Below are 26,847 nucleotides of genomic sequence, written 5' to 3' on the forward strand. Positions count from 1 at the left end.
GGTCCTCATTCCTTGATGCAATCGACGGTGTAATGCCGCCCATTGCCCTCGTCTTCGTGTTGCAAGCCATGCACATCGGCGACAAATCCAGGGAAGCTGCTGTCGAACGTGCGAGCAAACGCCAGGTAATCAATGATCGAGCGGGTCGACTCGGTAAAGCGTTCACCGGGCATGATCAACGGGATTCCCGGCGGATACGGCACCAGCATCACCGCGGCAATACGCCCCTCCAGTGCATCGATCGACACCGCCTCCACTTCGCCACGCACCAACTGATCATAGGCGTCGGCCGGTTTCATCGCGATTTCCGGCAGCACGGTGTACATGCGCTTGAGGTGCTTGGCAGTGGCGTTGCTGCGATAGCACGCGTGCAGTTGGTCGCACAAATCTCGCAACCCCATGTTCCTGTAACGCGCACTGTCCTGCTGTGACACGCACGGCAGACAGGTCGAGAGGCTGACATTGGCGTCGTAACTGCGCTTGAATTCCAGTAGCTCGGTCAACAACGTGCTCCATTTACCCTTGGTGATGCCCATGGAGAACAACACCAGGAATGAATACAAACCGGTCTTCTCGACGACCAGCCCACGCTCCCACAGGAACTTGCTGACCACCGCCGCCGGAATCCCGCGTTCGCTCAATGCACCGCCCGCCGTCAAACCTGGCATCACCAGGGTGACTTTGATCGGATCAAGCAGTACATAGTCGTCGGTCACACCGCCAAAGCCGTGCCAGTCGGCATCGGGCTGTAGCAGCCAGTCTTCCGTCACCACACGCTCAATGCCCGCCACCGACGGCGGCTGCCAGATGGTGAACCACCAGTCATCGGAAGCAATGTGTTGGCGCAGGTTGGCCAGCGCCCGGCGAAAACTCAAGGCTTCGTCGAACATTTCCTGTAACAAAGAACGACCGGCCGGCCCTTCCATCATCGCCGAGGCGACGTCCAGCGAAGCAATGATGCTGTACTGCGGCGACGTCGAGATGTGCATCATGAACGCTTCGTTGAAACGATCGCGATCCAGTTGTCGCGCGCCGCCGTCCTGGACATGAATCATCGAAGCCTGACTGAATGCCGCCAGCAATTTGTGGGTGGAATGGGTGGTGAACACCAGCGGGCTGTCTTCGCTGCGGGAAGTGCCCATGCCGTAACGTCCGGCGAAGAACTCGTGAAACGCCGCGTAGGCGTACCAGGCTTCGTCGAAATGCAGCACTTCAACGCTGTTGCCCAGACTCTGCTTGATCAGCTCCGCGTTGTAGCACAGGCCGTCGTAGGTCGAATTGGTCACCACCGCGAGTTTAACCTTGGGCTCGCGTCCCTTGGTCAACGGGCTGGCGTCGATCTTGGCCTGGATTGATCCACGGCTGAATTCGCTCAGCGGAATCGGGCCGATGATCCCCAGTTCGTTACGTTCCGGACACAGGTACAGCGGGATCGCGCCGGTCATGATGATCGAGTGCAGCACCGACTTGTGGCAGTTGCGGTCCACCAGCACCAGATCGTCGCGAGCCACCATGGAATGCCAGACAATCTTGTTGGCGGTCGAGGTGCCATTGATCACGAAGAATGTGTGATCGGCGCCAAAGTTACGTGCCGCTCGCGCCTCAGCCTCGGCCAGTGGCCCGGTGTGATCGAGCAACGAACCCAGTTCCGGCACAGACACCGACAAGTCCGAACGCAGGGTGTTTTCCCCGAAGAACTGATGGAACGCCTGCCCCACCGGGCTTTTGTGATAGGCAACTCCACCGCCGTGGCCGGGGGTGTGCCAGGAATAATTGGAGTCGGCAGTGTGCTGCACCAGCGCTTTGAAAAACGGTGGCAGCAACCCATCGAGATATTTTCGCGCGGCTCGCGCAACCTGCCGGGCCAGAAACGGCACGGTGTCTTCGAACAGATAAAGAATCCCGCGCAACTGATTAAGCTCGTCCATAGCATCGGCCGGAGCGTTCTCCAGCGTCACTTGTTCGCCGAGGGCGAAGATCGGCAGATCCGGGGCACGCACCCGCGCCAGGCCAATCAGCTCGGCCATGTTTTGCAGCAGGTGGGAGTTGGCGCTGGGATCTTCAGCGGCGATCAACATGCACGAGAGGCCGTGGTGGGTCGACGCGACCAGTCGCCCTTCGGTGTAATCCACCGCCGACACAATGCTGAAGCCTTCCTGCTCCAGCTCCCGGGCGATGCCACGCACGCGATCACCGGCGACGGTGTCGGCCTTGATGTCGCGATGGACGATCAACACCGGGAATTTCAAATCTTTATACATGGGGCTCAGTGTCCTGAGGCGGCAGACCTTGGCCTGCCAATAAGCTCAGGGTAGAGGGTTGAGGCGGATGTGGCGAGTGACGATGCCCGCAAGCGAGCGAGGGACGCACCCTTATGTCGCAGCGCGCACACCTGCAGCAGCTGCCGAAGGGTGCGTTCGAGTGAGCAGCAATTGCATGAGAATTGCCAGATTGCGAGCGCAGGCACGCTCTGACGTAGCCTTCGGCAGCTTCTACAGGGGTCAGGCTTCGGCTTCGACCAGTTGCTGCCACAGCGCAGGCGCACCAGCGGATTTAGCGATGACTTCAAGACGGGCCAGGTGCTGCGCCAAGTCATCTTCACTGGCGCGGATGATCCGCGTCAGCTGGCGATCGGCCGGCAAGCGGCGGATTTCCGTGGCGGAGTTGTCCGCACCTTCGCCGGAGCCATTGCCGTCGGACGCATTGCCGGCCAGCGACAGGCTGGTCTGGCCGCCGGTCATGGTCAGGTAAACGTCGGCGAGAATCTCGGAGTCGAGCAAGGCGCCGTGCAGTTCACGGCCGGAGTTGTCGACACCATAACGTTTGCACAAGGCGTCGAGGCTGTTGCGCTGCCCGGGGTGACGTTCCCGGGCCATCATCAGGGTGTCGAGGATCGAGCAGTGTTGCGTGATGTCAGCCCGATCGCGCTGGCCCATCAGGGCGAATTCGTTGTTGATAAAACCAACGTCGAACGCCGCGTTATGGATGATCAGCTGCGCACCCTTGATGAATTCGAAAAACTCATCGGCCACTTCAGCGAAACGCGGCTTGCCCACCAGGAATTCGGTGGTGATACCGTGGACGCCGACGGCGCCTTCGTCACTTTCCCGGTCCGGCTGCAGGTAAACGTGGAAATGCCGGCCCGTCAGGCGCCGACCAATCAACTCGACACAACCGATTTCAATAATCCGGTGGCCGTCGGTCACCGGCATGCCGGTGGTTTCGGTATCGAGTACAACGGATCTGGTGGCCATCAGTGCTCAGCTCTCAACGGGTCAATCGTGCAAAAGGGGCGATGTTAACGCCATTTTGAGGCCGTGAACACGCCCTCGTAGGCGCTGCCGCGATCAGGCCTGTTTGTACCCGCGCACTTCATCCACGCCTCGGTTGGCCAACTGGTCGGCCCGTTCATTGCCGTGGTGCCCAATGTGCCCGCGCACCCATTTCCACGTGACGTTGTGACGATTCACCTGCTCATCGAGCAGTTTCCACAGGTCGGCGTTTTTCACCGGTTCTTTCGCCGCTGTTTTCCAGCCACGCTTCTTCCAATTGTCCATCCACTCGTTGATGCCTTTCATCACGTACTGCGAGTCGGTCACCAGCAGCACGTCGCAGGAACGCTTGAGCTCTTCCAATCCGCGAATCGCGCCCATCAGTTCCATGCGGTTGTTGGTGGTATTGGCTTCGCCGCCCCAGAGTTCTTTTTCAACACCTTTGCACACCAGCAGAGCGCCCCAGCCGCCAGGGCCAGGATTGCCTTTGCAGGCGCCGTCAGTAAAGAGTTCTACGCTATCGCTCATGCCAATCTATCCAGAAAAATGCGGAGGCTCGCCGATCCGCGATCAACGCTGCCCGAGGCCGGGGCAAACCCGGCCGGGATTGAAAAAGGTATTACGGTTCGATATTGCGCCGGTTGACCTTGGCCATTGGCAAGGGAATCAGCTTGCCCATGGGTTCGCGACGTTCCTGGCGAAGCGGGCGCAGGCCCACCACGATCTTGCGCGCGACCAGTAAATAGAAGCCGCCGCCCGAGAGTTGCCAATCACCGGCCTTGCGCTCCCAGCCAGCCAGACGGGCTTGCCACGCCGGGGACGCAAGCGGCGGACGATAGCATCCGAAGCGACGTTTCTCCAGCGCGAAGCCCAGCAGGTTAAGCCAGTCGCCGACCCTCGAAGGCGAAATGCAGCGGGCCTTGCGCAAGGCATCATGGGCGAACACGTGACGCAGCCCCCAGGTGCTCCAGGGGTTGATCCCGATAATCAGCAAGTGCCCGCCAGGCCGTACGCTGCTCGCCGCTTCACGCAGTAAACCGTGGGGCGACAGGCAGAAATCCAGGCCGTGCTGCAACACCACCACATCGGCGGCATGCTCGCTCAACGGCCAGGCCTGTTCTTCACACACGATTTCGACACCCGGCAACGGCGCGCCGAGCCGCACATTGCGCTGGACTTGCGGTGCCGCCGGCGGTGTCTCGGCCGAAGGACCGTAATGCACCAGGTAGCCGCCGAAGAACCGGCCCAGCTCGTCTTCGAGCATGCGTCGCTCTTCGTCCAGCAGAAATTGCCCGAGGGGGCCGGACAGCCATTCACGGGCCGCGCTGATCAGGGCCAGCCAGTCAGGATCAGCCTGAGCGAACGCTTTATCGGTCATTGCATTCTCCAACGCGCCAGGAAGTTCTAAGATGCGCCAATGTTTTCCGCTTGGCGAATCCGACGATGATACAGATCACAGCCCTGCCCGCCTTCACCGACAACTACATCTGGTTGTTACAAAATCCCGAAACCCGGCGCTGCGCCGTGGTCGATCCCGGCGATGCCGCCCCCGTGCAAGCGTGGCTGGCGGCGAATCCGGGGTGGGTGCTGAGTGACATTCTGATCACTCACCACCATCACGACCACGTCGGCGGCGTCGAACAGCTGAAAAAAGCGACGGACGCGAAGGTCTACGGGCCGGCCAGCGAAAACATTCCGGCGCGGGACGTTGCCCTCAAGGACAACGATCGCATCAGCGTGCTGGGTTGGGACTTCGAGGTACTCGCCGTGCCTGGCCATACCTTGGGGCACATTGCTTTCTATCACGGGGGCGTGCTGTTTTGCGGTGACACCCTGTTCGCCGCCGGTTGCGGACGCCTCTTCGAAGGCACGCCCGAGCAAATGCACACCTCGCTGACGCGCCTTGCGTCCTTTCCCGAGGACACGCGGGTCTACTGCACCCACGAATACACCTTGAGCAACCTGCGCTTCGCCGTAGCGGTCGAGCCCGGCAACCCGCACACCCTCGAACGCTTGGCCAAGGTCACTGAAATGCGCGCGGCCGGCATCATCACATTGCCCTCCACGCTCGCACTGGAAAGGCTGACAAACCCGTTTTTGCGTACCGATGAAACATCTGTTAAAGAAAAAGTGGACGAACGGACCGGCACCCATAACCGGGCTCCGAGTGCGGTTTTTACTGCCTTGAGGGCGTGGAAAGATACGTTCTGACAGGCCTGCGCGCGGGTACGAAAAATCTGAATGGTTGACCGCGAGGGGTGCGCTTTCTAGAATCGCCCGACATTTTTGTCCGGAACTAACTTCCAGCCAATGTCGTCACCTATACGCAAAGCCATCAATTCAGACGCATTGACCCGCTTGGCTCAAGCCATAGCGGTGGCCGTGTCCGCCACTCTGGCGGGCTGTTCCAGCCATGTGCCGCAGACCGAAGCCACACACACCCCGAACATTGCCGCGCGAGCCAAGCAGAAGCCCATCTGGCTCAGCGAGAAGCCCACTCCGCAAATTCCACAGGACGTCTGGGAGCGCATGCGCCAGGGCTTCCAGTTGCAGGACGGCCTGGGCGTCAACCCGCGCATCGAGCAACAGCGCCTGTGGTTCGCCAGCAACCCGTCCTTCCTCGAAAGCGCCGGCGAACGTGGCAGCCTCTACATTCACTACATCGTCGAACGCCTTGAAGAGCGCAACATGCCACTGGAACTGGCGCTGCTGCCAGTGATTGAAAGTGCCTACAACCCGATGGCCTACTCTCGGGCCAATGCGGTGGGTCTTTGGCAGTTCATTCCTTCCACCGGTCGTTACTTCAACCTGCGCCAGACCAATCTCTATGATGGTCGTCGTGATATCACGGCCTCGACCACCGCCGCGATGGATTACCTGACGCGCCTGCACGACATGTTCAACGGCGACTGGCTGTTAGCCCTCGCGGCATACAACGCAGGTGAAGGCACGGTCAGCCGGGCCATCGAGCGCAACGAAAAGCTCGGCCTGCCGACTGATTACTGGAACCTGCCGCTGCCCGCCGAAACCCAGGCCTACGTGCCGAAGTTGCTGGCCTTGTCGCAAGTAGTCCTGTCGCCGGAAGCCTACGGCGTGAATCTGAACCCGATCGCTAACGAACCGTACTTCCAGGTCGTCGAAATCAATCAGCGCATGGACCTGTCCAAGGTTGCAGCGGTGGCCAACATCGACGAAGACGAGCTGTTCCAGCTCAATCCAGCCTTCAAGCAACGCACCACCACGCTAGACGGTCCGCAGCATTTGCTGGTGCCAACGTCCAAGGCGCAGTTGCTGACCGCCAGCCTGCAGACCATGCGTCCTGAAGAGCTGATCAGCAAAAAGCCGCTCAAACCGGTTTTCGAAGGCGCCGACGACGCCCAGCTCGCCACCCTGAAACGCGCCTACCGGGTCAAGCGTGGTGACAACCTTGGGACCATCGCCAAGGCCAACAAGGTCGACGTCAAGGACCTGCAACGCTGGAACAAGCTGACCGGCAAGGACCTCAAGGTTGGCCAGACGCTGGTGATGCAGGACAAGACAAAGCGCAGCGCCGGACGGGTGAACACCGTCGTCGCGGTCAACACTAAAACGAAAGCAAAGACCGAGAAACCGCAGACCCAGTACAAGGTTCAGCAGGGTGATTCGCTGTACATGGTGGCCAAGCGTTTCAACGTTGAAATGCAGCACCTCAAGCGCTGGAATCCGCGTGTGGGTCAGGCGTTGAAGCCTGGGCAGATGCTGACGGTCGCTTCGCCGCATTAAAAACGAGCCCCTGACTTCAGGGGCTTTTTTTGCCTGCAGGAGCGAGCTTGCTCGCGATGGATGTGAGACCGCCGCAGGGTGTCAGGCTCCCCGCGTTATCGTTGACGACCATCGCGAGCAAGCTCGCGCCTACAATAGCGGCATTGCTCAGCATTAATCCCTGTCTTTTTCCTGTCCATACAAGCTGTTACTGTACCGCCCACAAAGCCCAAGCCGCCTGGATCGGATCTCTGACTTGAAGTGTCCCCTCCTCCTTCTCCTGATCAGCCTGGCCTTGAGCACCTGCGCAAGCGCGACGATCAGCGAAAGCCATGGTTATGCGCAGTTCGGCACGCTCAAGTACCCGGCCAGATTTACCCACTTCGACTGGGTCAACCCGCAAGCGCCCAAGGGTGGAACGTTGCGGGTGATGGCGTTTGGCACCTTCGATACGCTCAATCCCTATACCTTCAAGGGCTCGAGCCCGGTTTCTACCGGGAATTTCCTGCAGTACGGCATTAACGAGCTGAACGAACCGCTGATGGTCGGCACTGGCCAGTACGCGCCTTCAGGCGACGAGCCGACATCCAGTTACGGCCTGATCGCCCAATCGGTGGAGTACAGCGAAGATCGCAGCTGGGTGGTCTTCAACCTGCGCCCCGAAGCGCGATTTCACGATGGCACGCCGATCACCGCGTATGACGTCGCGTTCTCCTACCGCCTGCTGCTCAAGGACGGCCATCCGCAATACCGGACCAATCTTCAGGAAGTCTTGCGGGTCGACGTGCTCAACCCGCAGCGCATCCGTTTCGTCTTCAAGCGCGCCGGCAATCCTCTGCTGATCCTGCGTCTGGGCGAGCTGCCGGTGCTGCCGCAGCATTACTGGAAAGGTCGCGACTTCAAGGCCACCACCTTCGAGCCACCGCTGGGAAGCGGACCGTATCGCATCACCTCGGTCACTCCCGGTCGCCAGATCGTCTTCGAACGGGTCAAGGATTACTGGGGCAAGGACCTGGCGGTCAATCGCGGCAAATATAATTTCGACCGCATGGAGGTCGAGTTCTACCGTGACAGCGACGTGGCGTTCGAGGCGTTCAAGGCCGGAGAGTTCGACATCTACATCGAGCATCAGGCCAAGAACTGGGACAACGGCTACCGCTTCCCGGCGGTCAATCGCGGCGACGTGATCAAGGCACAGATTCCGCATCAGATTCCGACCCAGAGCCAGGGCCTGTTCATGAATACCCGGCGCCCGTCGTTTGCCGACGTCCGGGTCCGTGAAGCGCTGGGGCTGATGTTCGACTTCGAGTGGACCAACCGCACGCTGTTCAGCGGCGCTTACAAACGTGCGATGAGTTATTACCCCAACAGTGAATTTTCCGCCACCGGCCTGCCGGTCGGGCACGAATGGCTGATGCTCAAGCCGTATCGCGAGCAACTGCCGGCCAAGCTGTTCACTGAGCCGTTCAGCCTGCCGCAAACCCAGGGGCGCGGCGTTCCACGGGAAACTCTGCGCAAGGCCTTGGGCCTGCTGGCCGAGGCTGGCTGGAAGCTGGATGGCCAGCATGTGCAGAATGCCGCCGGGCAGCCGTTGAGTCTGGAAATCCTGCTGGTCAATCCGAACCTGGAACGCATCCTCCAGCCTTACGTCGAGAACCTCGCCAGCATCGGCATCGAGGCCCAGCTGCGCACGGTGGATCGTGCCCAGTACAAGCAGCGCCTTGATCAATTCGATTTCGACATGATCCTGATGACCCTGAACCAGACCCTCAGCCCCGGCCTGGAGCAATGGCAGTACTTCCATTCCAGCCAGGTCGGGGTCAAGGGCAGTAAAAACTACGCGGGCATCGCCAACCCGGTGGTCGACCATTTACTCGAACAACTGCTGGCCGCCCAGACACGCGACGAGCAAGTTGCTGCCGGCAAAGCCCTTGACCGGGTGCTGTTGTGGCAGCACTACATCATTCCCAACTGGTACCTCAATTATCACCGTCTGGCCTACCGCAACCGGTTCGCCTTCGTCACCACGCCGCCCTACACTCTGGGCCTGAGCGCGTGGTGGCTGAAATCTTCGGAGAAAGATCAATGAAACCCATCCGCACCCTGCTCTTGCAGGCCAGCGGCCTGTTGTTCGCCGGACTGGCCAGCGCCGCTCCGCAACATGCCGTGACCCTGTACAACGAGCCGCCGAAATATCCGGCCGATTTCAACCACTTCGATTACGTGAATCCCGATGCGCCAAAGGGCGGAATTTTTCGTCAGGCCGGGTTCGGCGGCTTCGACAGCCTCAACCCGTTCATCAGCAAAGGCGTGCCGGCCGACGACATCGGCATCATCTACGACACCCTGGCCAAGCAAGGCCTGGATGAGCCGTTCACCGAATACGGCTTGATCGCCGGCAAAATCGAAAAAGCCCCGGACAACAGTTGGGTGCGTTTCTACCTGCGCCCCGAAGCACGTTTCCACGATGGCCATCCGATCCGCGCCGAAGACGTGGTGTTCAGCTTCGAAACGCTGACCAAGGACGGTGCGCCGCTCTATCGCGGCTACTACAGCGACGTTTCCGAAGCGGTCGCCGAAGACCCGCTGACCGTGTTGTTCAAGTTCAAGCACACCAATAACCGCGAACTGCCATTGATCCTCGGGCAGCTGCCGGTACTGCCGAAACACTGGTGGGCAACGCGGAACTTCAACAAGGGCAACCTGGAAATTCCGCTGGGGAGCGGCCCGTACAAGGTCAGCGAAGTGAAGGCCGGGCGCTCGGTGCGGTATGAGCGGGTCAAGGATTACTGGGGCAAGGACCTGCCGGCCAACCGTGGCTTCTACAACTTCGACGTGATGACCACCGATTACTACCGCGACAACACTGTCGCCCTGGAAGCGCTGAAGGCCGGGCAGTTCGATTACTGGCTGGAAATGACTGCAAAAAACTGGGCCAACGCCTACAACATTCCGGCGGTGACCGAAGGCCGGTTGATCAAGGAAATGATTCCCAACGGCAACCCGACCGGCATGCAGGGTTTTGTCTTCAACCTGCGCCGTCCGGTGTTCCAGGACGTTCGTGTGCGCCAGGCCCTGGCGCTGTTGCTGGACTTTGAGTGGACCAACAAACAACTATTCAATGGTGCGTACGTGCGCACCCGCAGTTTCTTCGAGAACTCGGAAATGGCCGCCACCGGCCTGCCGGACGCCGATCAACTGGCTGTTCTCGATCCGTTGCGCAGCAAACTCCCGGCCGAAGTGTTCAGCGAGGCGTTCCAGAACCCGGCGACCGATGCCAGCGGCATGATCCGCACCCAGCAGCGCAAGGCTTACCAATTGCTGCAAGAGGCCGGCTGGCGGATCGTCGACGACAAGATGGTCGACGCCACCGGCAAACCGGTGACCCTCGAATTTCTCCTCGCGCAGACCGAATTCGAGCGCGTGCTGCTGCCGTTCAAGCGCAACCTGAGCGATCTGGGCATCGACCTGGTGATCCGCCGGGTCGACGTGTCGCAGTACATCAACCGCGTGCGTTCCCGGGACTTCGACATGATCGTCGGCAGCTTCCCGCAGTCCAACTCACCGGGGAACGAACAGCGCGAATTCTGGATGTCCGCCGCCGCCGACAAACCCGGCAGCCGCAACTCCATGGGCCTGAAAGACCCGGTGGTGGATCAACTGGTCGAACAACTGATCAACGCCGATTCGCGCAAAAGCCTGGTGGCCCACGCCCGCGCACTGGACCGCGTGCTGCAATGGGGTTATTACGTCATCCCCAACTGGCACATCAAGAGCTGGCGCGTGGCGTATTGGAACCACATCGGTCATCCGAAAATCTCACCCAAGTACGACATCGGTACCGCCACCTGGTGGATCAAGCCGAACGTGACACCGGCGATAGAAGTCGAAACCAAACTGCAAGCCGACCCTGCGGGCACGGAGTAATAGATGCTGGCGTATATTTTTCGGCGACTGCTGCTGATCATCCCGACGTTGCTCGGCATCTTGCTGATTAACTTCGTGATCATCCAGGCCGCCCCCGGCGGGCCGGTAGAACAGATGATCGCCAAGCTCGAAGGCTTCGAAGGCGCCACCAGCCGCATTGCCGGCGGCGGTGCGGAAGTCTCGGTGGCGGGTTCCGCCTATCGCGGTGCCCAGGGCCTCGACCCCGCTTTGGTGAAAGAAATCGAGCACATGTACGGCTTCGACAAATCGGCGCCGGAGCGTCTGTGGATCATGGTCAAGAACTACGCCACCCTGGATTTCGGCGACAGTTTCTTCCGCGACGCCAAGGTCATCGACCTGATCAAGGAAAAGATGCCGGTTTCCATCTCGCTCGGGTTGTGGAGCACGCTGATCATGTACCTGGTGTCGATCCCGCTCGGGATTGCCAAGGCCACGCGACACGGCAGCCATTTCGACGTCTGGACCAGCTCGTTGATCATCGTCGGCTACGCCATTCCGTCATTCCTGTTCGCCATCCTGCTAATCGTGGTGTTCGCCGGCGGCAGTTATTTCGACTGGTTTCCGCTAAGGGGTCTGACGTCGAACAACTTCGCTGAGCTGAGCATGGGCGGCAAGCTCCTCGATTACTTCTGGCACTTGGCGCTGCCGGTGACGGCGCTGGTGATCGGCAACTTCGCGACCATGACCCTGCTGACCAAAAACAGCTTCCTCGATGAAATCAACAAACAGTACGTGGTCACGGCCAAAGCCAAGGGCTTGACCAATCACCGTGTGCTTTACGGCCATGTATTTCGCAACGCCATGTTGCTGGTGATCGCCGGTTTCCCCTCGGCGTTCATCGGCATTTTCTTCACCGGCTCGTTGCTGGTGGAAGTGATTTTCTCCCTCGACGGCTTGGGCCTGATGAGTTTCGAAGCGGCGATCAACCGCGATTACCCGGTAGTCTTCGGCACGCTGTTTATCTTCACCCTGCTGGGGCTGGTGGTGAAACTGATCGGCGACCTGACGTACACCTTTGTCGATCCGCGCATCGACTTCGAAAGCCGGGAGCATTGAGATGAACCTGTCCCCTCTCAATCGCCGACGTTTCGTACTGTTCAAGGCCAACAAGCGTGGCTGGTGGTCGTTGTGGCTGTTCCTGGTGCTGTTCGGCCTGAGTCTCGGCGCCGAGTTGATCGCCAACGACAAACCGCTGGTGGTGCACTACGACAACAGCTGGTATTTCCCGGCGATCAAGCGTTACCCGGAAACCGCGTTCGGCGGCGAATTCCCGCTGGAAGCCAACTACAAGAGCCCGTACATCCGCGAACTGCTCAAGGCCAAGGACGCCTGGGTGCTGTGGGCGCCGATCCCCTTCAGTTACCAGAGCATCAATTACGACCTGAAAGTCCCGGCCCCCGCGCCGCCCTCCGCCGACAACCTGCTGGGCACTGACGATCAGGGCCGCGACGTGCTGGCACGAGTCATCTACGGCTTCCGTATTTCCGTGCTGTTTGCCTTGAGCCTGACCATTCTCAGCTCGATCATCGGGGTGATTGCCGGCGCGCTGCAGGGTTTCTATGGCGGCTGGGTCGATCTGGCCGGGCAGCGATTCCTGGAGATATGGTCCGGGTTGCCGGTGCTGTATTTGTTGATCATCCTCGCCAGTTTTGTCCAGCCGAACTTCTGGTGGTTGTTGGGGATCATGCTGCTGTTTTCGTGGATGAGCCTGGTAGACGTGGTCCGCGCCGAGTTTTTGCGCGGACGTAACCTCGAATACGTGCGCGCGGCGCGGGCACTGGGGATGCAGAATGGTGCGATCATGTTCCGCCATATCTTGCCCAACGCGATGGTCTCGACCATGACCTTCATGCCGTTCATCCTGACCGGCGCCATCGGCACGCTGACCGCGCTGGATTTCCTCGGTTTCGGTTTGCCGCCGGGCGCACCGTCGCTGGGTGAACTGGTGGCCCAGGGCAAATCCAACCTGCAAGCGCCGTGGCTGGGCATGAGCGCGTTTGCGGTGCTGGCGTTGATGTTGAGTCTGCTGGTGTTCATCGGTGAGTCCGCTCGCGATGCCTTCGACCCGAGGAAGTGAAATGAATCAGGACAATCTGATCGAAGTGCGCGACCTGTCCGTCGAATTCGTCGTCGGTGATCACTGCCAGCGCGTGGTCGAAAACGTCAGTTTCGACATCAAGCGCGGCGAAACCCTGGCCCTGGTCGGTGAAAGCGGTTCCGGAAAATCGGTGACTGCCCACTCGATCCTGCGCCTGCTGCCCTACCCGCTCGCCCGGCATCCGTCCGGCACCATCGAGTATTCCGGGCAAGATCTGTTGAGCCTGAAAGAGAAAACCATCCGCCACATCCGTGGCAACCGGATCGCGATGATCTTCCAGGAGCCGATGACCTCGCTCAACCCGCTGCATTCGATCGAGAAGCAGATCAACGAGGTGCTGGGCATCCACAAAGGCTTGATCGGCAAAATCGCGACCAAGCGCACCCTGGAGTTGCTCGAACTGGTGGGCATTCCTGAACCCCACAAACGACTCAAGGCCTTGCCCCACGAATTGTCCGGTGGCCAGCGCCAGCGCGTGATGATCGCCATGGCCCTGGCCAACGAGCCGGAACTGCTGATCGCGGACGAGCCGACCACTGCGCTGGACGTGACCGTTCAGCTGAAAATCCTCGAATTGCTCAAGGAATTGCAGGCCCGTCTGGGCATGGCGTTGTTGCTGATCAGTCACGATTTGAACCTGGTGCGAAGAATTGCGCATCGCGTATGTGTCATGCAGCGCGGTTGCATCGTCGAACAGGCATCGTGCGAAGAGCTGTTCCGTGCGCCGCAGCATCCGTACACTCGGGAACTGCTGGCAGCGGAGCCCAGCGGCAAGCCGGCGACCAATGTAATTGGCCCGCCATTGCTGCAGGTCGAGGACTTGAAAGTCTGGTTTCCGATCAAGAAAGGCTTGCTGAAAAAGACTGTCGATCACATCAAAGCGGTCGACGGAATCAATTTCAGCCTGCCCCAGGGGCAGACGTTGGGGATTGTGGGTGAAAGCGGTTCCGGCAAATCAACGCTGGGATTGGCGATTTTAAGATTGATCGCCAGTCAAGGCGCGATCCGTTTTGAAGGCAAGCAGCTAGACTGCCTCACGCAACAACAGGTTCGGCCACTGCGCCGGGAGATGCAGGTGGTGTTCCAGGACCCGTTCGGCAGCCTGAGCCCGCGGATGTGCGTGAGCCAGATCGTCGGCGAAGGCCTGCGAATCCACAAGATGGGCACCGAGGCGGAACAGGAACAAGCGATTATTGCGGCATTGAAGGAGGTAGGTCTGGACCCGGAAACCCGGCACCGCTACCCCCACGAATTTTCCGGTGGGCAGCGGCAGAGAATCGCCATTGCCCGGGCACTGGTGTTGAAACCGGCGCTGATTCTGCTGGACGAGCCGACCTCGGCCCTCGACCGGACAGTGCAGCGCCAGGTAGTGGAGCTGCTGCGTTCACTGCAAAGCAAGTACAACCTGACGTATCTGTTTATCAGCCATGACCTGGCTGTCGTCAAAGCGCTGAGCCACCAGCTGATGGTGGTCAAGCATGGCCAAGTGGTCGAACAGGGAGACGCGCAACGTATTTTTGCCGCCCCCCAACATCCGTATACACAGCAGTTGCTGGAAGCCGCTTTCCTGGCGCCGGCCACTGCGCAATAACCTGAAAAAGAGGAGCAACACATGGGTTTTCTCGCCGGTAAGCGCGTACTGATCGTCGGTGTCGCCAGCAAGCTGTCCATCGCATCCGGCATCGCTGCCGCCATGCATCGCGAGGGCGCTGAGCTTGCCTTCACTTATCAGAACGACAAACTCAAGGGTCGTGTCGAAGAGTTCGCGCAGAGCTGGGGTTCCAACCCGGACCTGTGCTTCCCGTGCGACGTGGCCAGCGATGAAGAAATCGCCAAGGTTTTCGTTGAACTGGGCAAGAAGTGGGACGGCCTGGATTGCATCGTGCACTCCGTCGGCTTCGCCCCGGGCGACCAACTGGACGGCGACTTCACCGAAGCCACTACCCGTGAAGGTTTCCGCATCGCTCACGACATCAGCGCCTACAGCTTCGTGGCCCTGGCCAAAGCCGGTCGCGAGATGATGAAAGGCCGCAATGGCAGCCTGTTGACCCTGTCGTACCTGGGTGCCGAGCGCACCATGCCGAACTACAACGTCATGGGCATGGCCAAGGCTTCGCTGGAAGCTGGCGTACGTTACCTGGCCGGCTCCCTGGGCCCGGATGGCACCCGCGTCAACTGCGTATCGGCTGGCCCGATCCGCACCCTCGCCGCTTCCGGCATCAAGAACTTCCGCAAGATGCTGGCTGCTAACGAAGCGCAAACTCCGCTGCGTCGCAACGTCACCATTGACGAAGTCGGCAACGCCGGCGCATTCCTGTGTTCGGACCTGGCGTCGGGTATCAGCGGTGAAATCATGTACGTGGACGGTGGTTTCAACACCACGGCCATGGGCAGCCTCGAAGAGTAAGCTTCGGCTCGGCCATTAAAAAACCCGCCTCTTCAGGCGGGTTTTTTTGTGCCCGAATGTCAGACCGAACGCAGGCATTGCGCAGCGGGCAAACCGAGCCCTAGCGAGGTGCCACGTGGTGGGGCAAGAGCCTTTGGTGACTTGGGGCTTTTCAAGGGACTCGCCGTAAGGGCGAAACCAATGCAAGCCCTAACCACAGAAATGGATATGTACACGATCGAAACCTCCGCCAACCTTAAGGCCGTCTTCGCGAGCAAGCCCGCTCCCACAGGGGATGTGTTTAGTTGGCGATCAAAGCCAAGCACTTGGCAAACAACTGCTGGATCGGCTGCATACGCTGGCTATACCGCTGCAACAGGACGATTTCACGGTAGAACGTCAACTCGCCCAACCGGATGATCCGCACCTTCGCGCCATAATCGAGCCACAACCCCGCCTCGGGCAGCAGCGAAACACCCAACCCACATTCAACCATCTTCACAATCGCCTCCAGCTCATCCAGCTCCAGCGCCACCTGCACCTCGATGTGCTGCTCGCGCAAAAACCGCGTCACCAGTCGCCCGCCAAACGAATTGCGGTCGTAGCGCACCTGCGGGTGATCTGCCAGCAACTGCAACGGATCATCGCCTTCGAGGTCCGCCGGCACGATCAGCACAAACGGCTCACGGCGAATCACCTGCGACGACAGTTCCTTGGGCAGCTCGAAGGGTGGCTTGATCAGAATCGCCAGATCCACCTCGCCCGTGTCCACCTGGCTTAGCAGATTCAGCGAAACGCCCGGCACCAGTTTCGGCTCGAGCAGCGGTGCTTGCTGGCGCAAACGCAGCAGCGCCTGAGGCAGCAACCCGGTCTGGGCCGTGGCTACGGCACCGATTTTCAACTCGCCGCGGTACTCGCTGACATCATCGCTGACCGCCATGCGGCTGAAGGTTTCGAGCATTTCCCTGGCCATCGGCAACGCCCGCTGGCCGGCCGCATTGAGAATCGCCTGACGCCCGGTGCGATCAAACAGACGAATGCCAAGCGCCTGCTCCAGATTACGCATCTGCGCACTGACCGCCGACTGGGTCAGGCCGATGTGCATACCGGCGGCAGCGAAGGTACCGTAGCGTGTCACGGCGACGAAGGTTTTCAATTCCCGCAGCATGCCGCCCTCGATTGATCGAATTATTTTGAGCTCGGCGCAAAAACTATCGTCTTTCAATCAAAAAGCATAGCGATAAACTTGGCCTAAACGACTAACAGCCTGTGAGGTTCAACGATGCAACTTTCTCCATTTCACTTGGCGATCCCGGTGTACGACCTAGCGGCGGCCCGGGCATTTTACGGTGAAGTCTTCGGCCTGGAAGAAGGTCGCTCCAGCGACCATTGGGTCGACTTCAACTTTTTCGGCCATCAACTGGTGATTCACCTGGCGCCGAAAAACGCCTCTCAGGAAGCTGCGCACACCAACGCTGTGGACGGGCATGACGTGCCGGTGCCGCATTTTGGTGTGGTGTTGGGGATGGAGGAATGGAAGAACCTGGCGGAGCGGCTGAAAGCCCGCGACACCCGATTCGTGATCGAGCCGGGGATTCGGTTTCAGGGTCTGGTGGGTGAACAAGCGACAATGTTTTTGTTCGATCCTTGCGCCAATGCGCTGGAATTCAAGGCATTCAAGGATATCGGACAGTTGTTTGCCAAGTGACCGAGGCTGCGACCTTTTGATCTGTTTTTACAGGCCTGCCCGCTCCAGCAAAATCTCCACCGAACGGTGTTGCGCGGGGTCGAACTCAATCTGCTCGATACTGAAACGAATCCCATAACCGCGTCGCATCGTCACGTTGCGCTCATCGAGGATTTCTTCAAGCCGCGCCCTGATGGCCCCCCGTTCAACAACGCTTGAGCCGGACAACAGGGCGACAAACTCATTGTCACCGAGCCGCCCGACGACATCGCTTTCGCGAAAGGCGATTCGCAGCACATCAGCAAAGGTTTTAAGCGCGTGATCACCGGCAGAACGGCCGAACAAATAGTTGATGTGCTTGAAGTTATCCAGGTCAAAAAAAAGCAATGTGGCCGGTATTTCCAAGCGCTGACAGACGTCCAGCCCCAGTTGGGCCAACGTGGTGAAACCGTGTCGATTGGACAGCAGCGTCAACTCATCCATGCTCGCCATGGTCACGCCCATGACGGCCTGCTCGGCTTGGCGGGCCATGTCGCGCAGAACCTCGCGAGCCTGTTGCGGCGACATCGAGGGGCTTGGGCCAACGTGTTTTACCGGTTTGCCTGGGGTCAGCATTGTTCACTCCAGTGGCGGATATGAACTTTAGAGTGGCGCAGACCCGCATTGACTCCCCGCTAACGGACCGCCGGTCATATCCCCGCCACTGGACACGGCCCTCCCGCCTCGGCCCAGCGCTTGAACTGCGTGACGAAAATGTCGTGGGGAACGGGCACCGGCGCCCTGCCCTCGCCCGGATTCCAGCCCCATAACACCAACTTGTCGTCACTGACATGCTTGATCAGCGCCGCGAAATCACGATCACCGTTACTGGAGCGGTCCTTGATCAGCGCGCACAGCTTGTCGGCGGGCAGGCCGATCCAGGCCATTTTGTGTGACGCGGGCGGCAGACTCCAGTGCGGCGCACCTGGTGGGGCGTGAGGGCCATAACTGGCCGGCGGATTGCTGTCGGCGTGGCAAGTAGCGCAGGGCAAGCCAGCCGCGCCCTTGCCATCCATGCCCCGGACCACGTTCATCGCATGGGGCGTCCCGGCGTCGAACTGCAACGGCGAATCGCCGGGGATATGGCAGTTCTGGCAACGCGGGCTTTGGAACACCTTCTGCACCGTGTCGAAAGCCTTCAACGCGGCCTGGTCTTCTGCGAATAAATCCGAGGCATAGATCGCCAGTCCCACCATCACCACGGCGCCGAGCACTAGATGTCGTTTCATCTCACACCCCCGACAGTTGCAAGGGTAATTCGCGCAGACGCTGCCCGGTCAGGGCGAACACTGCGTTGGCCACCGCTGGAGCAGTGGGCGGCACACCGGCCTCGCCGATGCCGCCAGGTTTCTCGGTGCTGGGCACGATGTGCACTTCGACCACCGGCATTTCGTTGAGTCGAAGCACTTGATAATCATGGTAATTGGACTGCACCACCTGCCCGTTTTTGAAGGTCAGCTTGCTGTGCAAGGTAAACCCGAGGCCGAAGGTGATGGCCGACTCCATCTGCGCCGCAATGCTCATCGGGTTGACCGCAATCCCGCAGTCCACCGCGCACACCACCCGATGCACGCGGATTTTCAGGTTGTCCTGGGACACCTCGGCGACCTGCGCGACATAACTGCCGAACGACTCATGCACCGCGACACCCAGCGCATGACCGTCCGGTAATGGCGCGGTCCAGTTGGCTTTTTCGACGGCCAGATTCAACACGCCGAGATGGCGCGGATGCGTTTTGAGCAACGTCCGTCGGTAGTCCACGGGATCCTTGCCGGCCGCCGCCGCCAATTCGTCGATCAACGATTCCATCACGAACCCGGTGTGGCTGTGCCCGACCGACCGCAGCCACAGCACGGCTATGCCGGTTTTCGGTGAATGCAATTCCACCTGGTGATTGGCCATGCCTTCGAGATACGGACTATCGGCGACACCTTCGACCGAAGTTTTGTCGACGCCGTCCTTGACCATGGTGGCCGCGAACGCGGTGCCGTCCATGATCGACTGTCCGACCATCGAGTGCTTCCAGGCCATCGGCAGGCCGTCGGCATCCAGGCCGATACTCGCCTGATGCAGGAACATCGAACGGTAATAGCCGCCGCGAATGTCGTCCTCGCGCGCCCACACGGTTTTCACAGGCGCGCCGGCCGCCTTGGCCACCTGCACGGCTTCAGCGACGAAATCCGACGTCGGATTGGCCCGACGACCGAAGCCGCCGCCAAGAAACTCGGTATGAATCTCGACTTGCTCGGGTTTGAGCCCGGTGATTTTCCCGGCAATCATTTGATCCAGGGTCTGGAACTGCGTACCGGTCCAGATCTCGCATTTGTCCTTGCTGATTTTCACCGTGCAGTTCAGCGGTTCCATTGGCGCGTGCGCCAGATACGGCACGCTGTACTCGACGTCGATGCTCTTCGCCGCCTTGGCCAAGGCGCCCGCCGCATCACCCGCCTTGCTCGCCGTGGCGCCCGGTGTGCCCGCGAGTTTGCGGAAATCCTCCAGCAGTTTCTGGCTGTCGAGCCCGGTATTCGGCCCCAGGTCCCAATCGACCTTCAGCGCATCGCGGCCCAACTTAGCGGCCCAGTAATGATCGGCGATCACCGCCACGCCCGTGGGCACTTGCACCACGTTGCGCACGCCAGGTATCGCCAGCGCTGCGGCGCCTTCGAAGGATTTGACGCTGCCACCGAACACCGGCGGGCGCGCAACCAACGCGGTCATCAGCCCGTCGAATTGCACGTCCATGCCAAACTTGGCCCGTCCGGTGATTTTTTCCGGTGTGTCCAGGCGTTTGGTGGGTTTGCCAATGACTTTCCAGTCCTTGGCTTGCTTGAAGATGATCAAGGACGGATCCGGCACCGGCAACTGGCCCGCGTCGTCGGCCAGTTCGCCGTAGGTGGCGCGATCGGCACCGGCAATCACTACACCCGACTCGGTGCGGATGATCGACGGCGCAACGTTGAAGCGTTTGGCGGCGGCATCGACCAACATCAGACGCGCGGCGGCGCCGGCCTGACGGTAGCGGTCGAACTCCATCCAGGTTGAGGTAGATCCGCCGGTGATCTGCATCCCGCCAAACCCCGCCAGTCCGTAGTCGGCGGCCGATGCCGGTGAGTGCTCGACACGGATTTTCGACCAGTCGGCGTCCAGTTCCTCGGCGATCAGCATGGTCAGGCCGGTCCAGATGCCCTGACCCATTTCAGAATGGCCGAGCAGCACGGTGACGCTGTTGTCATTACCAATGCGCAAGAACGCGTTGGGCGCAAAGACGTTGCCCTGATTCTCGGCGCCCAGGGCAAAACGGTGTGCACTGGGGATGACAAACGCAACCACCAACCCACCACCAAGCAGCGCACTGCCCTTGAGGAAGCCCCGACGCGAAACCGGATTGAGGCTGTTCATGAGCTGATCTGCGCAGCGCGTTTGACCGCGGCACGAATCCTTGGGTAAGTGCCGCAGCGGCAGATGTTGCCGGACAGCGCCTGGTCGATATCGCTGTCGGTCGGCGCGGGAATTTTCGCCAGCAACGCCGCCGCCGACATGATCTGCCCGGACTGGCAGTAACCGCACTGGACCACGTCGAGCTCGGCCCAGGCTTGTTGCACCGGGTGAGAGCCGTCGGTGGACAGGCCTTCGATGGTGAGGATTTTTTGCCCGTGGGCCACGGCCGTGGCGGGCGTGATGCACGAGCGTAACGGTGCGCCGTCAACGTGCACGGTGCAGGCGCCGCACTGGGCCATGCCGCAACCGAACTTGGTGCCGGTCAGGTGCGCGACATCGCGCAAGACCCAGAGCAGCGGCATGTCAGCGGGGACATCGAGCTCCTGGTCCTTGCCATTGATGTTCAAGGTCAGCATGGCGCGTTTTCCTCAGACTCACGGTGACGCCGTTATTTTTACGACGCGGCGGTATCCTTTCAGCTAAGCGCAAATTACTGGGGGAGACTGGTTCATCGACCACCGGTACTCCGACGACCCCCGCAAAACTGCAGGAGCTTGCTTGCTGGCGATCGCGGAACCGGGTTCAAGGATGGCGACCCACGCGCTGGACCGCCAGCCATGGCAACCTCAAACCCGTGGCTTGAGCAAGACGCCGGTGTAGCACACGAGGAACAGCACAAAGGCGCCACACCAGAACACTGCGGACAGCGCCACTCCAGTACCGGAAAACGGCACCAGCAACACGCGGCAGACGCCGGCAGCCAACAACAGGGCAAACCCAACGACGATGGCTTTCGAGGGCTGCAATAGCCGTCCGGTATGCCCGAGGCTGACCCGGGCAATCATCGCCAGGATCAAGCCGCCGATCCCGCCGACGGCCAGTGAATGCGTGGCCAGACTCTGTTGCGGCATCACACCGGCGTGCCACAGCGCCATGGCCAGTGCGGCCATCGCCAGCCACGCATACGAAAGATACAGCGACCACAGCAGCGGCACTCGCCAGATTCCCCGGTCATGCCAGCGCCACAGCTTGAGCACATGCAAACCGCCGATCAGCAGGAACAGCGCTGCGAGCCAACCTCGGGGGACGTCGTGCAAACCGCCGGCAAACGTAAGCGCGGCCAGCAAACTGCTCACCAACAATACCCGGCCGGGGATTGGATGCGCCGGACTGGCAACAGGCCGATTCAACCCGCGCTGAATAAAGAACGGAATCACCCGCCCGCCAATCACGCTCATCAACGCGCCGATCAGCCACACGGCCGTCAACACCCCGCGCCGTTGCAGGCCGGCGTCCTCGGTCGCAAGGCCCCACAGCGTCATGGCCTGAGTCGCGGCCAACAGCGCGACAACCAGCAGAATCGGGTAGTTGTCGCGTTTACCGGCGGCGACCAAATCGCGTCCTAACACCCAGGCCAGCAAGGGCAGAAAAGGGATTTGCAACGCAATCAGCGCGACCGCCGGGATCGGCATCAGCCACGCCAGCCGCGCGATCAGCCACACCAGCAGCAGGCCGATCAACGGCCAGCCGTTAAGGCCCGCGTGCCCCGTCCAGTTTGGCACCGCCGTCAGCAGGAAACCGGCGATGATCGCGGAGGCGAAACCAAACGGCATTTCGTGCCGATGCCAACTCAGCATGCCGCCTACGGCTTGCGCGCCGGGCAAACGCCCGTACAACCACAAGGCCCAGACTGCCACGGCGATGGCCGCAAAACCGGCACCCACCAGAAAGAACGGGCGAAAGCCTAGGCTGAACACCGGTGCAGTGGCGAGTCGGCGCATCAGGCAACCGCCACGGCAAAGGGTTTGCTCAAGCGATGCTGGGCCAGCAGGCGCATGACGTAGCCGATCTTGATCAGCGTCGGGCCAATGATGGTACCGGCATGCAGGGTGACCAACACCACGATCGGCAAGTGCCCGGCGTACAGGTAAGCGCCGTAGATACCCGCCAGTAGCAGCGCCAGGCCGACGCCCAGGACTTTGCTCGACAGGTGCAGGACATTCTGAGGATTGCTGAAGTAGGCGAACATTTTTTCGTACTCCTGAATCAGACCAGTTGTACGCTTGTTATTTCAGTTTCCGTGCCAGATTTGGTATGCAATTAAATCAATGGGTTAGGTAGAACTAAGTCAATTTGACTCCATCCGAAAATAGTCACTAAGACTCCTAAAATGGTCATATTGACTCTAGTGTGGTTGCGTATTTTTGATCGGCAAGCGGCGCAAGAGCTAATACACTCCAGCGCTGACCTGCCGAGGACATCGACGATGAAGCCCACCGCTGCCAAGGATGCCGACAAGGCGCCGCGCTTCTGGCGCGACGATGCCCTGCCCTTCATCGAAGCCCGCGCCATCGCCGACGGTCGCGAGGTCTGCTACACGCGCCATGCTCACGAGCACTTTTCCATCGGTGCGATCACCGCCGGGCGCAGCACCTATATCCATGAGCACGCCACGTCCGAGGTCAGTACCGGCACCGTGGTGTTGATGAATCCCGGCGATGTCCACGCCTGCAATCCCATCGACGATCAACCGTGGTCGTACCTGATGTTGTACCTCGAAACACGATGGCTCACCGATTTGCAGCATCAGCTCGGGTTCAGCGACGACTTGGCGTTTCGGCGATTTGATGTCACCCACAATGACGACGCCGAGCTGTTTATCGGTCTCAAGGATTTGTACGCCGTACTCATCGACGGTGAGCACGACGTGCTGCGCAAACACAGCGCGGCAGTGGAGTTTTTTACCGACGTGCAGCAGCGCCTCAACCCCGGCGATCAGCCGCTGCGCGAGCCCAATTTCAAATTGGAGCGCGCTGCGGATTTCATCCGTGACAACTGCACGCAACTGCTCAAGCTCGAAGACATTTGTGCCGCCGCTCAGCTGTCGCCGTCTTACCTGATCCGCGCCTTCAAGCAGCATTACGGCATGACGCCCCACGCGTTTCTGGTGAACCGGCGCATCCAGTTTGCCCAAGAGCGGCTGCGCAGCGGCAGCCTGATTGCCGATGTGGCGCTGGAAGCCGGTTTTGCCGATCAGGCGCATTTCCAGCGGGTATTCAAACTGCATCTGGCGGCAACGCCTGGGCAGTATCGCGGCTAGGGCAGCAGCAGATAGATCGCGCTCAGGGCCAGCAGCAACGCCATGATCCGATTGAAAAGACGCATGCCCGTCGGGTTGTTCAGATAACCGCGCAAAAACGTTCCGGCGTACGCCCAGCAACCGACCGAAAGGTAACAGATCACCAGATACACCGCCGCGAACTGCCAGACCAGCCGCGCCTCGCCATCCGCAACGAACGCGCCCATGCCAGCGACGCAGGCCAGCCAGGCTTTCGGGTTCAGCCACTGCATGATCGCGCCGTACAGCATCGACGGCGCCTGCGCAGAATCCCCGGCATTGAGCTGACCGTTGTCCGCCGCCAGTTTCCACGCCATGAACAACAGAAACGCCACCCCGGCCAATTGCACCACTCGCGTCAGCGCAGGCCACAATTGCAACACTTCATGCAGCCCGAGTCCCATCAGCACCAGCAACAACACAAAACCCAAGGTCGCCCCAGCGACGTGGCGCTGACTGGCGCGAAAACCGAACTGCGCGCCGGAACTCAACGCAACAATGTTCACCGGCCCCGGCGTGATCGACGCCACCAACGCAAATGCCGCCATCGAAATAATCAGACTCATTGCAAACCTTCTTCAATTCAGTTGAACCAGGCGTCAAGGTAAAGAGCGGCCGGGTCGACGTATTGAAGAAAACTGCCCAGCCGCGTCAGGAATACGCGCCCACCACCCGTTTAACTTTGATCAGCGCTTCGCGCAGTGAATCCATATCCACCGACCCCAGCGCCAAGCGGATCGCATGCGGCACATGCACAGAGGTGGCAAACGGCTCGGCGGTGGAGACGGCGACGTGCTCGTGCATCAACTCGACCGCGATCTGATCTGCCCGGGCGTCTTCCGCCAACGGTAGCCAGAGAAAGTAGGAATTGGGATGCGTCATGCAGCGCAGCCCTTTCAATAGCTCGGCGGCCATGGCTTGGCGCGCCTGTGCATCGGCGCGCTTTTGCGCTTCGAGTTGGCTGACGGTGCCATCGTCGAGCCAGGCGCAAGCAATCGCCGTCATCACGCCGGGGGTATTCCAGGTGGTGGCCCTGATTGCACGTTCCAATGCCGGCACTTTTTCCAGTGGCGCGGCAACGAATCCCACGCGTAATCCGGTGGCAACGTTCTTGGAGAATCCGGACACGTAGACTGTCCGCTCCGGTGCCAATTCGGCTAACGGAGCCGGGGCGTCTTCGACCAAAAAAGCGTAGGCGGCGTCTTCGATGATCAGCAGGTCATGCTGACGGGCGATCGATACAAAGCGGTTACGCCACTTCAGGTCCATGACCCAGCCCAGCGGGTTATGTAAGGTCGGCATGCTGTAGACGGCCCGTACCGATCGGCGCCGGCAAAGCTGTTCGAACGCACCGAGATCAGGCCCGGCCTGCGTGGCCGGAATCGGCACGATCTCCAGGTGCAGCGATTCGGCGAGCACCTTGAAGCCAGTGTAGGTCAACGCATCCGCCGCGATCACATCGCCCGGTTTGAGCAACGCCATCATGGTCACGGCCAATCCATGTTGAGCGCCGCTGACAATCAACACATGCTCGGCCTCAACGCTCAATCCCCGAGAGCCCAGATGCCTGGCAATTGAAGCCCGCTCATGCAGGCGCCCGCCGTGGGGCTGGTAGCGCAGATGGGATTCGAGGTCGCCGGACAACGCGAGCTGCCGCAAGGCGGTGCGCAACAGATCGGCCTGACCGGGCAACGACGGGTAGTTGAAATTCAGATCCGCCATACCCACCGCCACCACGTGCTGGCTGACGCCCTGAGCGGCAGGAAGCGAAGTCTCCCTGACAAAGGTACCGCGCCCGGTCTCGCCACTGACCAGGCCCATCGCCTCCAGCTCCGCGTACACCCGGCTGGCAGTGACCAGCGCCAGGCCATGTTCAGCGGCGAGCTGGCGATGGGTGGGCAGACGCATACCGGGCGGCAAATGGCCCGAGCGGATGTCTGCGGCGAAGCGATCGACAAGTGATTTGTAGCGCAAGCGCGGCATAGTGGATGTATCCATGACAATTTTTTGATTGTGCTGATAGTCGGTCATACGATGCGCGGGAGGCAACCCGCCGCTAACACCACACGTCGAGAGTGACCACAATGGAACGCACATCGAACCTGAACGCCCACACATCGGAGAAGACCACAAGCGGCTGGATCAACGGGCTGATCGGCGTGGTGATTTTCAGTGGCTCGCTGCCGGCCACGCGGGTAGCGGTGCTGGAATTCGATCCGGTTTTCCTGACCGTCGCCCGCGCCACCATCGCCGGCGTACTCGCACTGTGCCTGTTGTGGCTGTTCAAGGAAAAACGCCCGGCGCGCAATCAGCTGTTGCCGCTGGTCATCGTAGCCATGGGCGTAGTGGTCGGCTTTCCATTGCTGACCGCACTGGCGCTGCAATATGTGACCTCGGCGCACTCGATTGTCTTCGTCGGCCTGCTGCCCCTCGCGACTGCCGTATTTGGCGTGCTGCGTGGTGGCGAGCGTCCACGTCCGGTGTTCTGGTTTTTCTCGATTCTGGGCAGTTCGCTTGTGGTGGGATTTGCCGTTTCCCAAGGCCTGACCGCCTCGCCTGAAGGCGACATGCTGATGCTGGCGGCGATCCTCGCCTGCGGCCTCGGTTATGCCGAAGGCGCGAAGCTGTCGCGGACACTCGGCGGCTGGCAGGTGATTTGCTGGGCGCTGGTACTGGCGCTGCCGGTGATGGCGTTGTTGACCGGGTGGCGCACACCCGTCTCGTTCGCCGGAATCAGTCCACCCGCGTGGTTCAGCCTGGGTTACGTGTCGCTGTTCAGCATGCTGATCGGCTTTGTGTTCTGGTATCGCGGGCTGGCGCAGGGCGGGATTGCCGCTGTAGGGCAGTTACAATTGCTGCAACCGTTTTTCGGCCTGGCGCTGGCGGCAACGTTGCTGCATGAGCAGGTGAGTGTCGGGATGCTCGCGGTGACGTTGGCGGTGATTTTGTGTGTGGCGGGGGCGAAGAAATTCGCAAAAAAATGACTGATGCACACAACCTTGTAGGAGCCGGATTGCCGGCTCCTACAAGATCGGTGTTGATCAGCCAACATTAATCTCGACTGATGCGACGTCATCGCGAGCAGGCTCACTCCTACACAGGAGTGTTTCCTCCCTGAAG

General features: G+C 60.4%; 24 protein-coding genes. 11 read left to right on the forward strand and 13 right to left on the reverse strand.

Annotation, left to right across the window (positions count from 1 at the left end):
* Positions 1-5: 5 nt before the first annotated feature.
* From ACYZT4_RS08100 to ACYZT4_RS08115, 4 genes are all read right to left on the reverse strand, one after another.
* Positions 6-2,261, reverse strand: a complete 2,256-nt coding sequence (locus ACYZT4_RS08100) for an Orn/Lys/Arg family decarboxylase (protein ID WP_461986772.1) — start codon at positions 2,259-2,261, stop codon at positions 6-8.
* Positions 2,262-2,501: 240 nt separating this feature from the next.
* Entirely contained in the window at positions 2,502-3,254 is a 753-nt protein-coding gene (dnaQ, locus tag ACYZT4_RS08105; protein WP_461986773.1) for a DNA polymerase III subunit epsilon, read from the reverse strand.
* Between the two features lie 93 nt (positions 3,255-3,347).
* Positions 3,348-3,800, reverse strand: a complete 453-nt coding sequence (rnhA, locus tag ACYZT4_RS08110; RefSeq protein WP_008028618.1) for a ribonuclease HI — start codon at positions 3,798-3,800, stop codon at positions 3,348-3,350.
* A 91-nt stretch (positions 3,801-3,891) separates the two neighbouring features.
* Positions 3,892-4,650, reverse strand: coding sequence for a methyltransferase domain-containing protein (locus ACYZT4_RS08115; RefSeq protein ID WP_461986775.1), 759 nt, complete (start codon positions 4,648-4,650; stop codon positions 3,892-3,894).
* Between the two features lie 65 nt (positions 4,651-4,715).
* On the opposite strand from ACYZT4_RS08115, the gene gloB reads away from it, so the two are divergent.
* From gloB to fabI, 8 genes are all read left to right on the forward strand, one after another.
* Positions 4,716-5,483, forward strand: a complete 768-nt coding sequence (gloB, locus tag ACYZT4_RS08120) for a hydroxyacylglutathione hydrolase (protein WP_461986777.1) — start codon at positions 4,716-4,718, stop codon at positions 5,481-5,483.
* A gap of 99 nt (positions 5,484-5,582) precedes the next feature.
* The gene (locus ACYZT4_RS08125) at positions 5,583-7,034 is read left to right on the forward strand and encodes a transglycosylase SLT domain-containing protein (RefSeq protein ID WP_461986778.1); all 1,452 of its coding nucleotides are present in this window, start codon (positions 5,583-5,585) and stop codon (positions 7,032-7,034) included.
* A 259-nt stretch (positions 7,035-7,293) separates the two neighbouring features.
* Complete coding sequence (locus tag ACYZT4_RS08130) at positions 7,294-9,102, forward strand: extracellular solute-binding protein (protein WP_461988599.1); 1,809 nt, start codon at positions 7,294-7,296, stop codon at positions 9,100-9,102.
* Positions 9,099-10,940 carry an extracellular solute-binding protein gene (locus ACYZT4_RS08135; protein ID WP_461986779.1) on the forward strand — a complete coding sequence of 614 codons (1,842 nt, stop codon included), beginning with the start codon at positions 9,099-9,101 and terminating at the stop codon, positions 10,938-10,940. Before ACYZT4_RS08130 ends, ACYZT4_RS08135 begins: the two co-directional genes overlap by 4 nt.
* Positions 10,941-10,943: 3 nt before the next feature.
* Positions 10,944-12,017 carry a microcin C ABC transporter permease YejB gene (locus tag ACYZT4_RS08140; RefSeq protein ID WP_461986781.1) on the forward strand — a complete coding sequence of 358 codons (1,074 nt, stop codon included), beginning with the start codon at positions 10,944-10,946 and terminating at the stop codon, positions 12,015-12,017.
* A 1-nt stretch (position 12,018) separates the two neighbouring features.
* Entirely contained in the window at positions 12,019-13,038 is a 1,020-nt protein-coding gene (locus ACYZT4_RS08145) for an ABC transporter permease (RefSeq protein ID WP_461986783.1), read from the forward strand.
* A gap of 1 nt (position 13,039) precedes the next feature.
* Positions 13,040-14,650, forward strand: coding sequence for an ABC transporter ATP-binding protein (locus tag ACYZT4_RS08150; RefSeq protein WP_461986784.1), 1,611 nt, complete (start codon positions 13,040-13,042; stop codon positions 14,648-14,650).
* Positions 14,651-14,671: 21 nt separating this feature from the next.
* Positions 14,672-15,466: an enoyl-ACP reductase FabI gene (gene fabI, locus ACYZT4_RS08155; RefSeq protein WP_008152082.1), complete on the forward strand. Its 795-nt coding sequence runs from the start codon at positions 14,672-14,674 to the stop codon at positions 15,464-15,466.
* Positions 15,467-15,746: 280 nt separating this feature from the next.
* Here fabI and ACYZT4_RS08160 read toward each other — a convergent pair whose 3' ends face one another.
* Entirely contained in the window at positions 15,747-16,613 is an 867-nt protein-coding gene (locus ACYZT4_RS08160) for a LysR family transcriptional regulator (RefSeq protein ID WP_461986786.1), read from the reverse strand.
* A 114-nt stretch (positions 16,614-16,727) separates the two neighbouring features.
* Here ACYZT4_RS08160 and ACYZT4_RS08165 point away from each other — a divergent pair, with 114 nt between their 5' ends.
* Positions 16,728-17,153, forward strand: a complete 426-nt coding sequence (locus ACYZT4_RS08165) for a VOC family protein (RefSeq protein ID WP_461986788.1) — start codon at positions 16,728-16,730, stop codon at positions 17,151-17,153.
* A gap of 27 nt (positions 17,154-17,180) precedes the next feature.
* Here the strand turns inward: ACYZT4_RS08165 and ACYZT4_RS08170 are convergent, their stop codons facing one another.
* The 6 genes from ACYZT4_RS08170 to ACYZT4_RS08195 all read right to left on the reverse strand — a co-directional run bounded on the left by ACYZT4_RS08170 (position 17,181) and on the right by ACYZT4_RS08195 (position 22,638).
* Positions 17,181-17,747, reverse strand: a complete 567-nt coding sequence (locus ACYZT4_RS08170; RefSeq protein WP_461986790.1) for a GGDEF domain-containing protein — start codon at positions 17,745-17,747, stop codon at positions 17,181-17,183.
* Positions 17,748-17,821: 74 nt separating this feature from the next.
* Positions 17,822-18,400, reverse strand: a complete 579-nt coding sequence (locus ACYZT4_RS08175; protein ID WP_461986792.1) for a hypothetical protein — start codon at positions 18,398-18,400, stop codon at positions 17,822-17,824.
* A gap of 1 nt (position 18,401) precedes the next feature.
* On the reverse strand, positions 18,402-20,570 hold the full coding sequence (locus tag ACYZT4_RS08180; RefSeq protein ID WP_461986794.1) for a xanthine dehydrogenase family protein molybdopterin-binding subunit: 2,169 nt from the start codon (positions 20,568-20,570) through the stop codon (positions 18,402-18,404).
* Entirely contained in the window at positions 20,567-21,025 is a 459-nt protein-coding gene (locus ACYZT4_RS08185) for a (2Fe-2S)-binding protein (protein WP_461986795.1), read from the reverse strand. Before ACYZT4_RS08185 ends, ACYZT4_RS08180 begins: the two co-directional genes overlap by 4 nt.
* 210 nt (positions 21,026-21,235) lie before the next feature.
* Positions 21,236-22,390, reverse strand: coding sequence for an NnrS family protein (locus tag ACYZT4_RS08190; RefSeq protein WP_461986797.1), 1,155 nt, complete (start codon positions 22,388-22,390; stop codon positions 21,236-21,238).
* The gene (locus ACYZT4_RS08195) at positions 22,390-22,638 is read right to left on the reverse strand and encodes a transmembrane sensor/regulator PpyR (RefSeq protein WP_461986799.1); all 249 of its coding nucleotides are present in this window, start codon (positions 22,636-22,638) and stop codon (positions 22,390-22,392) included. The genes ACYZT4_RS08190 and ACYZT4_RS08195 overlap by 1 nt, the downstream gene beginning before the upstream one ends.
* 237 nt (positions 22,639-22,875) lie before the next feature.
* On the opposite strand from ACYZT4_RS08195, the gene ACYZT4_RS08200 reads away from it, so the two are divergent.
* Positions 22,876-23,709: a helix-turn-helix transcriptional regulator gene (locus ACYZT4_RS08200; protein WP_461986800.1), complete on the forward strand. Its 834-nt coding sequence runs from the start codon at positions 22,876-22,878 to the stop codon at positions 23,707-23,709.
* Here ACYZT4_RS08200 and ACYZT4_RS08205 read toward each other — a convergent pair.
* A complete protein-coding gene (locus tag ACYZT4_RS08205; RefSeq protein WP_461986802.1) occupies positions 23,706-24,293 on the reverse strand; it encodes a LysE family translocator in 588 nt (195 codons plus the stop codon). The two genes, ACYZT4_RS08200 and ACYZT4_RS08205, sit on opposite strands and share 4 nt — an antisense overlap.
* 85 nt (positions 24,294-24,378) lie before the next feature.
* The gene (locus ACYZT4_RS08210) at positions 24,379-25,710 is read right to left on the reverse strand and encodes an aminotransferase-like domain-containing protein (RefSeq protein ID WP_461988600.1); all 1,332 of its coding nucleotides are present in this window, start codon (positions 25,708-25,710) and stop codon (positions 24,379-24,381) included.
* 101 nt (positions 25,711-25,811) lie between these two features.
* Between ACYZT4_RS08210 and ACYZT4_RS08215 the strand changes: the two genes are divergently transcribed.
* Positions 25,812-26,711, forward strand: coding sequence for a DMT family transporter (locus tag ACYZT4_RS08215; protein ID WP_461986804.1), 900 nt, complete (start codon positions 25,812-25,814; stop codon positions 26,709-26,711).
* The last annotated feature ends 136 nt before the right edge of the window (positions 26,712-26,847 follow it).

It is taken from the genome of Pseudomonas sp. GB2N2 (genome assembly GCF_054897705.1).

What these genes read in the sequence shown, in the direction of transcription:
- ACYZT4_RS08100 (WP_461986772.1), bottom strand. Translation starts at nt 2,261, where the DNA reads ATGTATAAAGATTTGAAATTCCCGGTGTTGATCGTCCATCGCGACATC.
- dnaQ (WP_461986773.1), bottom strand. Translation starts at nt 3,254, where the DNA reads ATGGCCACCAGATCCGTTGTACTCGATACCGAAACCACCGGCATGCCG.
- rnhA (WP_008028618.1), bottom strand. Translation starts at nt 3,800, where the DNA reads ATGAGCGATAGCGTAGAACTCTTTACTGACGGCGCCTGCAAAGGCAAT.
- ACYZT4_RS08115 (WP_461986775.1), bottom strand. Translation starts at nt 4,650, where the DNA reads ATGACCGATAAAGCGTTCGCTCAGGCTGATCCTGACTGGCTGGCCCTG.
- gloB (WP_461986777.1), top strand. Translation starts at nt 4,716, where the DNA reads ATGATACAGATCACAGCCCTGCCCGCCTTCACCGACAACTACATCTGG.
- ACYZT4_RS08125 (WP_461986778.1), top strand. Translation starts at nt 5,583, where the DNA reads ATGTCGTCACCTATACGCAAAGCCATCAATTCAGACGCATTGACCCGC.
- ACYZT4_RS08135 (WP_461986779.1), top strand. Translation starts at nt 9,099, where the DNA reads ATGAAACCCATCCGCACCCTGCTCTTGCAGGCCAGCGGCCTGTTGTTC.
- ACYZT4_RS08140 (WP_461986781.1), top strand. Translation starts at nt 10,944, where the DNA reads ATGCTGGCGTATATTTTTCGGCGACTGCTGCTGATCATCCCGACGTTG.
- ACYZT4_RS08145 (WP_461986783.1), top strand. Translation starts at nt 12,019, where the DNA reads ATGAACCTGTCCCCTCTCAATCGCCGACGTTTCGTACTGTTCAAGGCC.
- ACYZT4_RS08150 (WP_461986784.1), top strand. Translation starts at nt 13,040, where the DNA reads ATGAATCAGGACAATCTGATCGAAGTGCGCGACCTGTCCGTCGAATTC.
- fabI (WP_008152082.1), top strand. Translation starts at nt 14,672, where the DNA reads ATGGGTTTTCTCGCCGGTAAGCGCGTACTGATCGTCGGTGTCGCCAGC.
- ACYZT4_RS08160 (WP_461986786.1), bottom strand. Translation starts at nt 16,613, where the DNA reads ATGCTGCGGGAATTGAAAACCTTCGTCGCCGTGACACGCTACGGTACC.
- ACYZT4_RS08165 (WP_461986788.1), top strand. Translation starts at nt 16,728, where the DNA reads ATGCAACTTTCTCCATTTCACTTGGCGATCCCGGTGTACGACCTAGCG.
- ACYZT4_RS08170 (WP_461986790.1), bottom strand. Translation starts at nt 17,747, where the DNA reads ATGCTGACCCCAGGCAAACCGGTAAAACACGTTGGCCCAAGCCCCTCG.
- ACYZT4_RS08175 (WP_461986792.1), bottom strand. Translation starts at nt 18,400, where the DNA reads ATGAAACGACATCTAGTGCTCGGCGCCGTGGTGATGGTGGGACTGGCG.
- ACYZT4_RS08180 (WP_461986794.1), bottom strand. Translation starts at nt 20,570, where the DNA reads ATGAACAGCCTCAATCCGGTTTCGCGTCGGGGCTTCCTCAAGGGCAGT.
- ACYZT4_RS08185 (WP_461986795.1), bottom strand. Translation starts at nt 21,025, where the DNA reads ATGCTGACCTTGAACATCAATGGCAAGGACCAGGAGCTCGATGTCCCC.
- ACYZT4_RS08190 (WP_461986797.1), bottom strand. Translation starts at nt 22,390, where the DNA reads ATGCGCCGACTCGCCACTGCACCGGTGTTCAGCCTAGGCTTTCGCCCG.
- ACYZT4_RS08195 (WP_461986799.1), bottom strand. Translation starts at nt 22,638, where the DNA reads ATGTTCGCCTACTTCAGCAATCCTCAGAATGTCCTGCACCTGTCGAGC.
- ACYZT4_RS08200 (WP_461986800.1), top strand. Translation starts at nt 22,876, where the DNA reads ATGAAGCCCACCGCTGCCAAGGATGCCGACAAGGCGCCGCGCTTCTGG.
- ACYZT4_RS08205 (WP_461986802.1), bottom strand. Translation starts at nt 24,293, where the DNA reads ATGAGTCTGATTATTTCGATGGCGGCATTTGCGTTGGTGGCGTCGATC.
- ACYZT4_RS08210 (WP_461988600.1), bottom strand. Translation starts at nt 25,710, where the DNA reads ATGCCGCGCTTGCGCTACAAATCACTTGTCGATCGCTTCGCCGCAGAC.
- ACYZT4_RS08215 (WP_461986804.1), top strand. Translation starts at nt 25,812, where the DNA reads ATGGAACGCACATCGAACCTGAACGCCCACACATCGGAGAAGACCACA.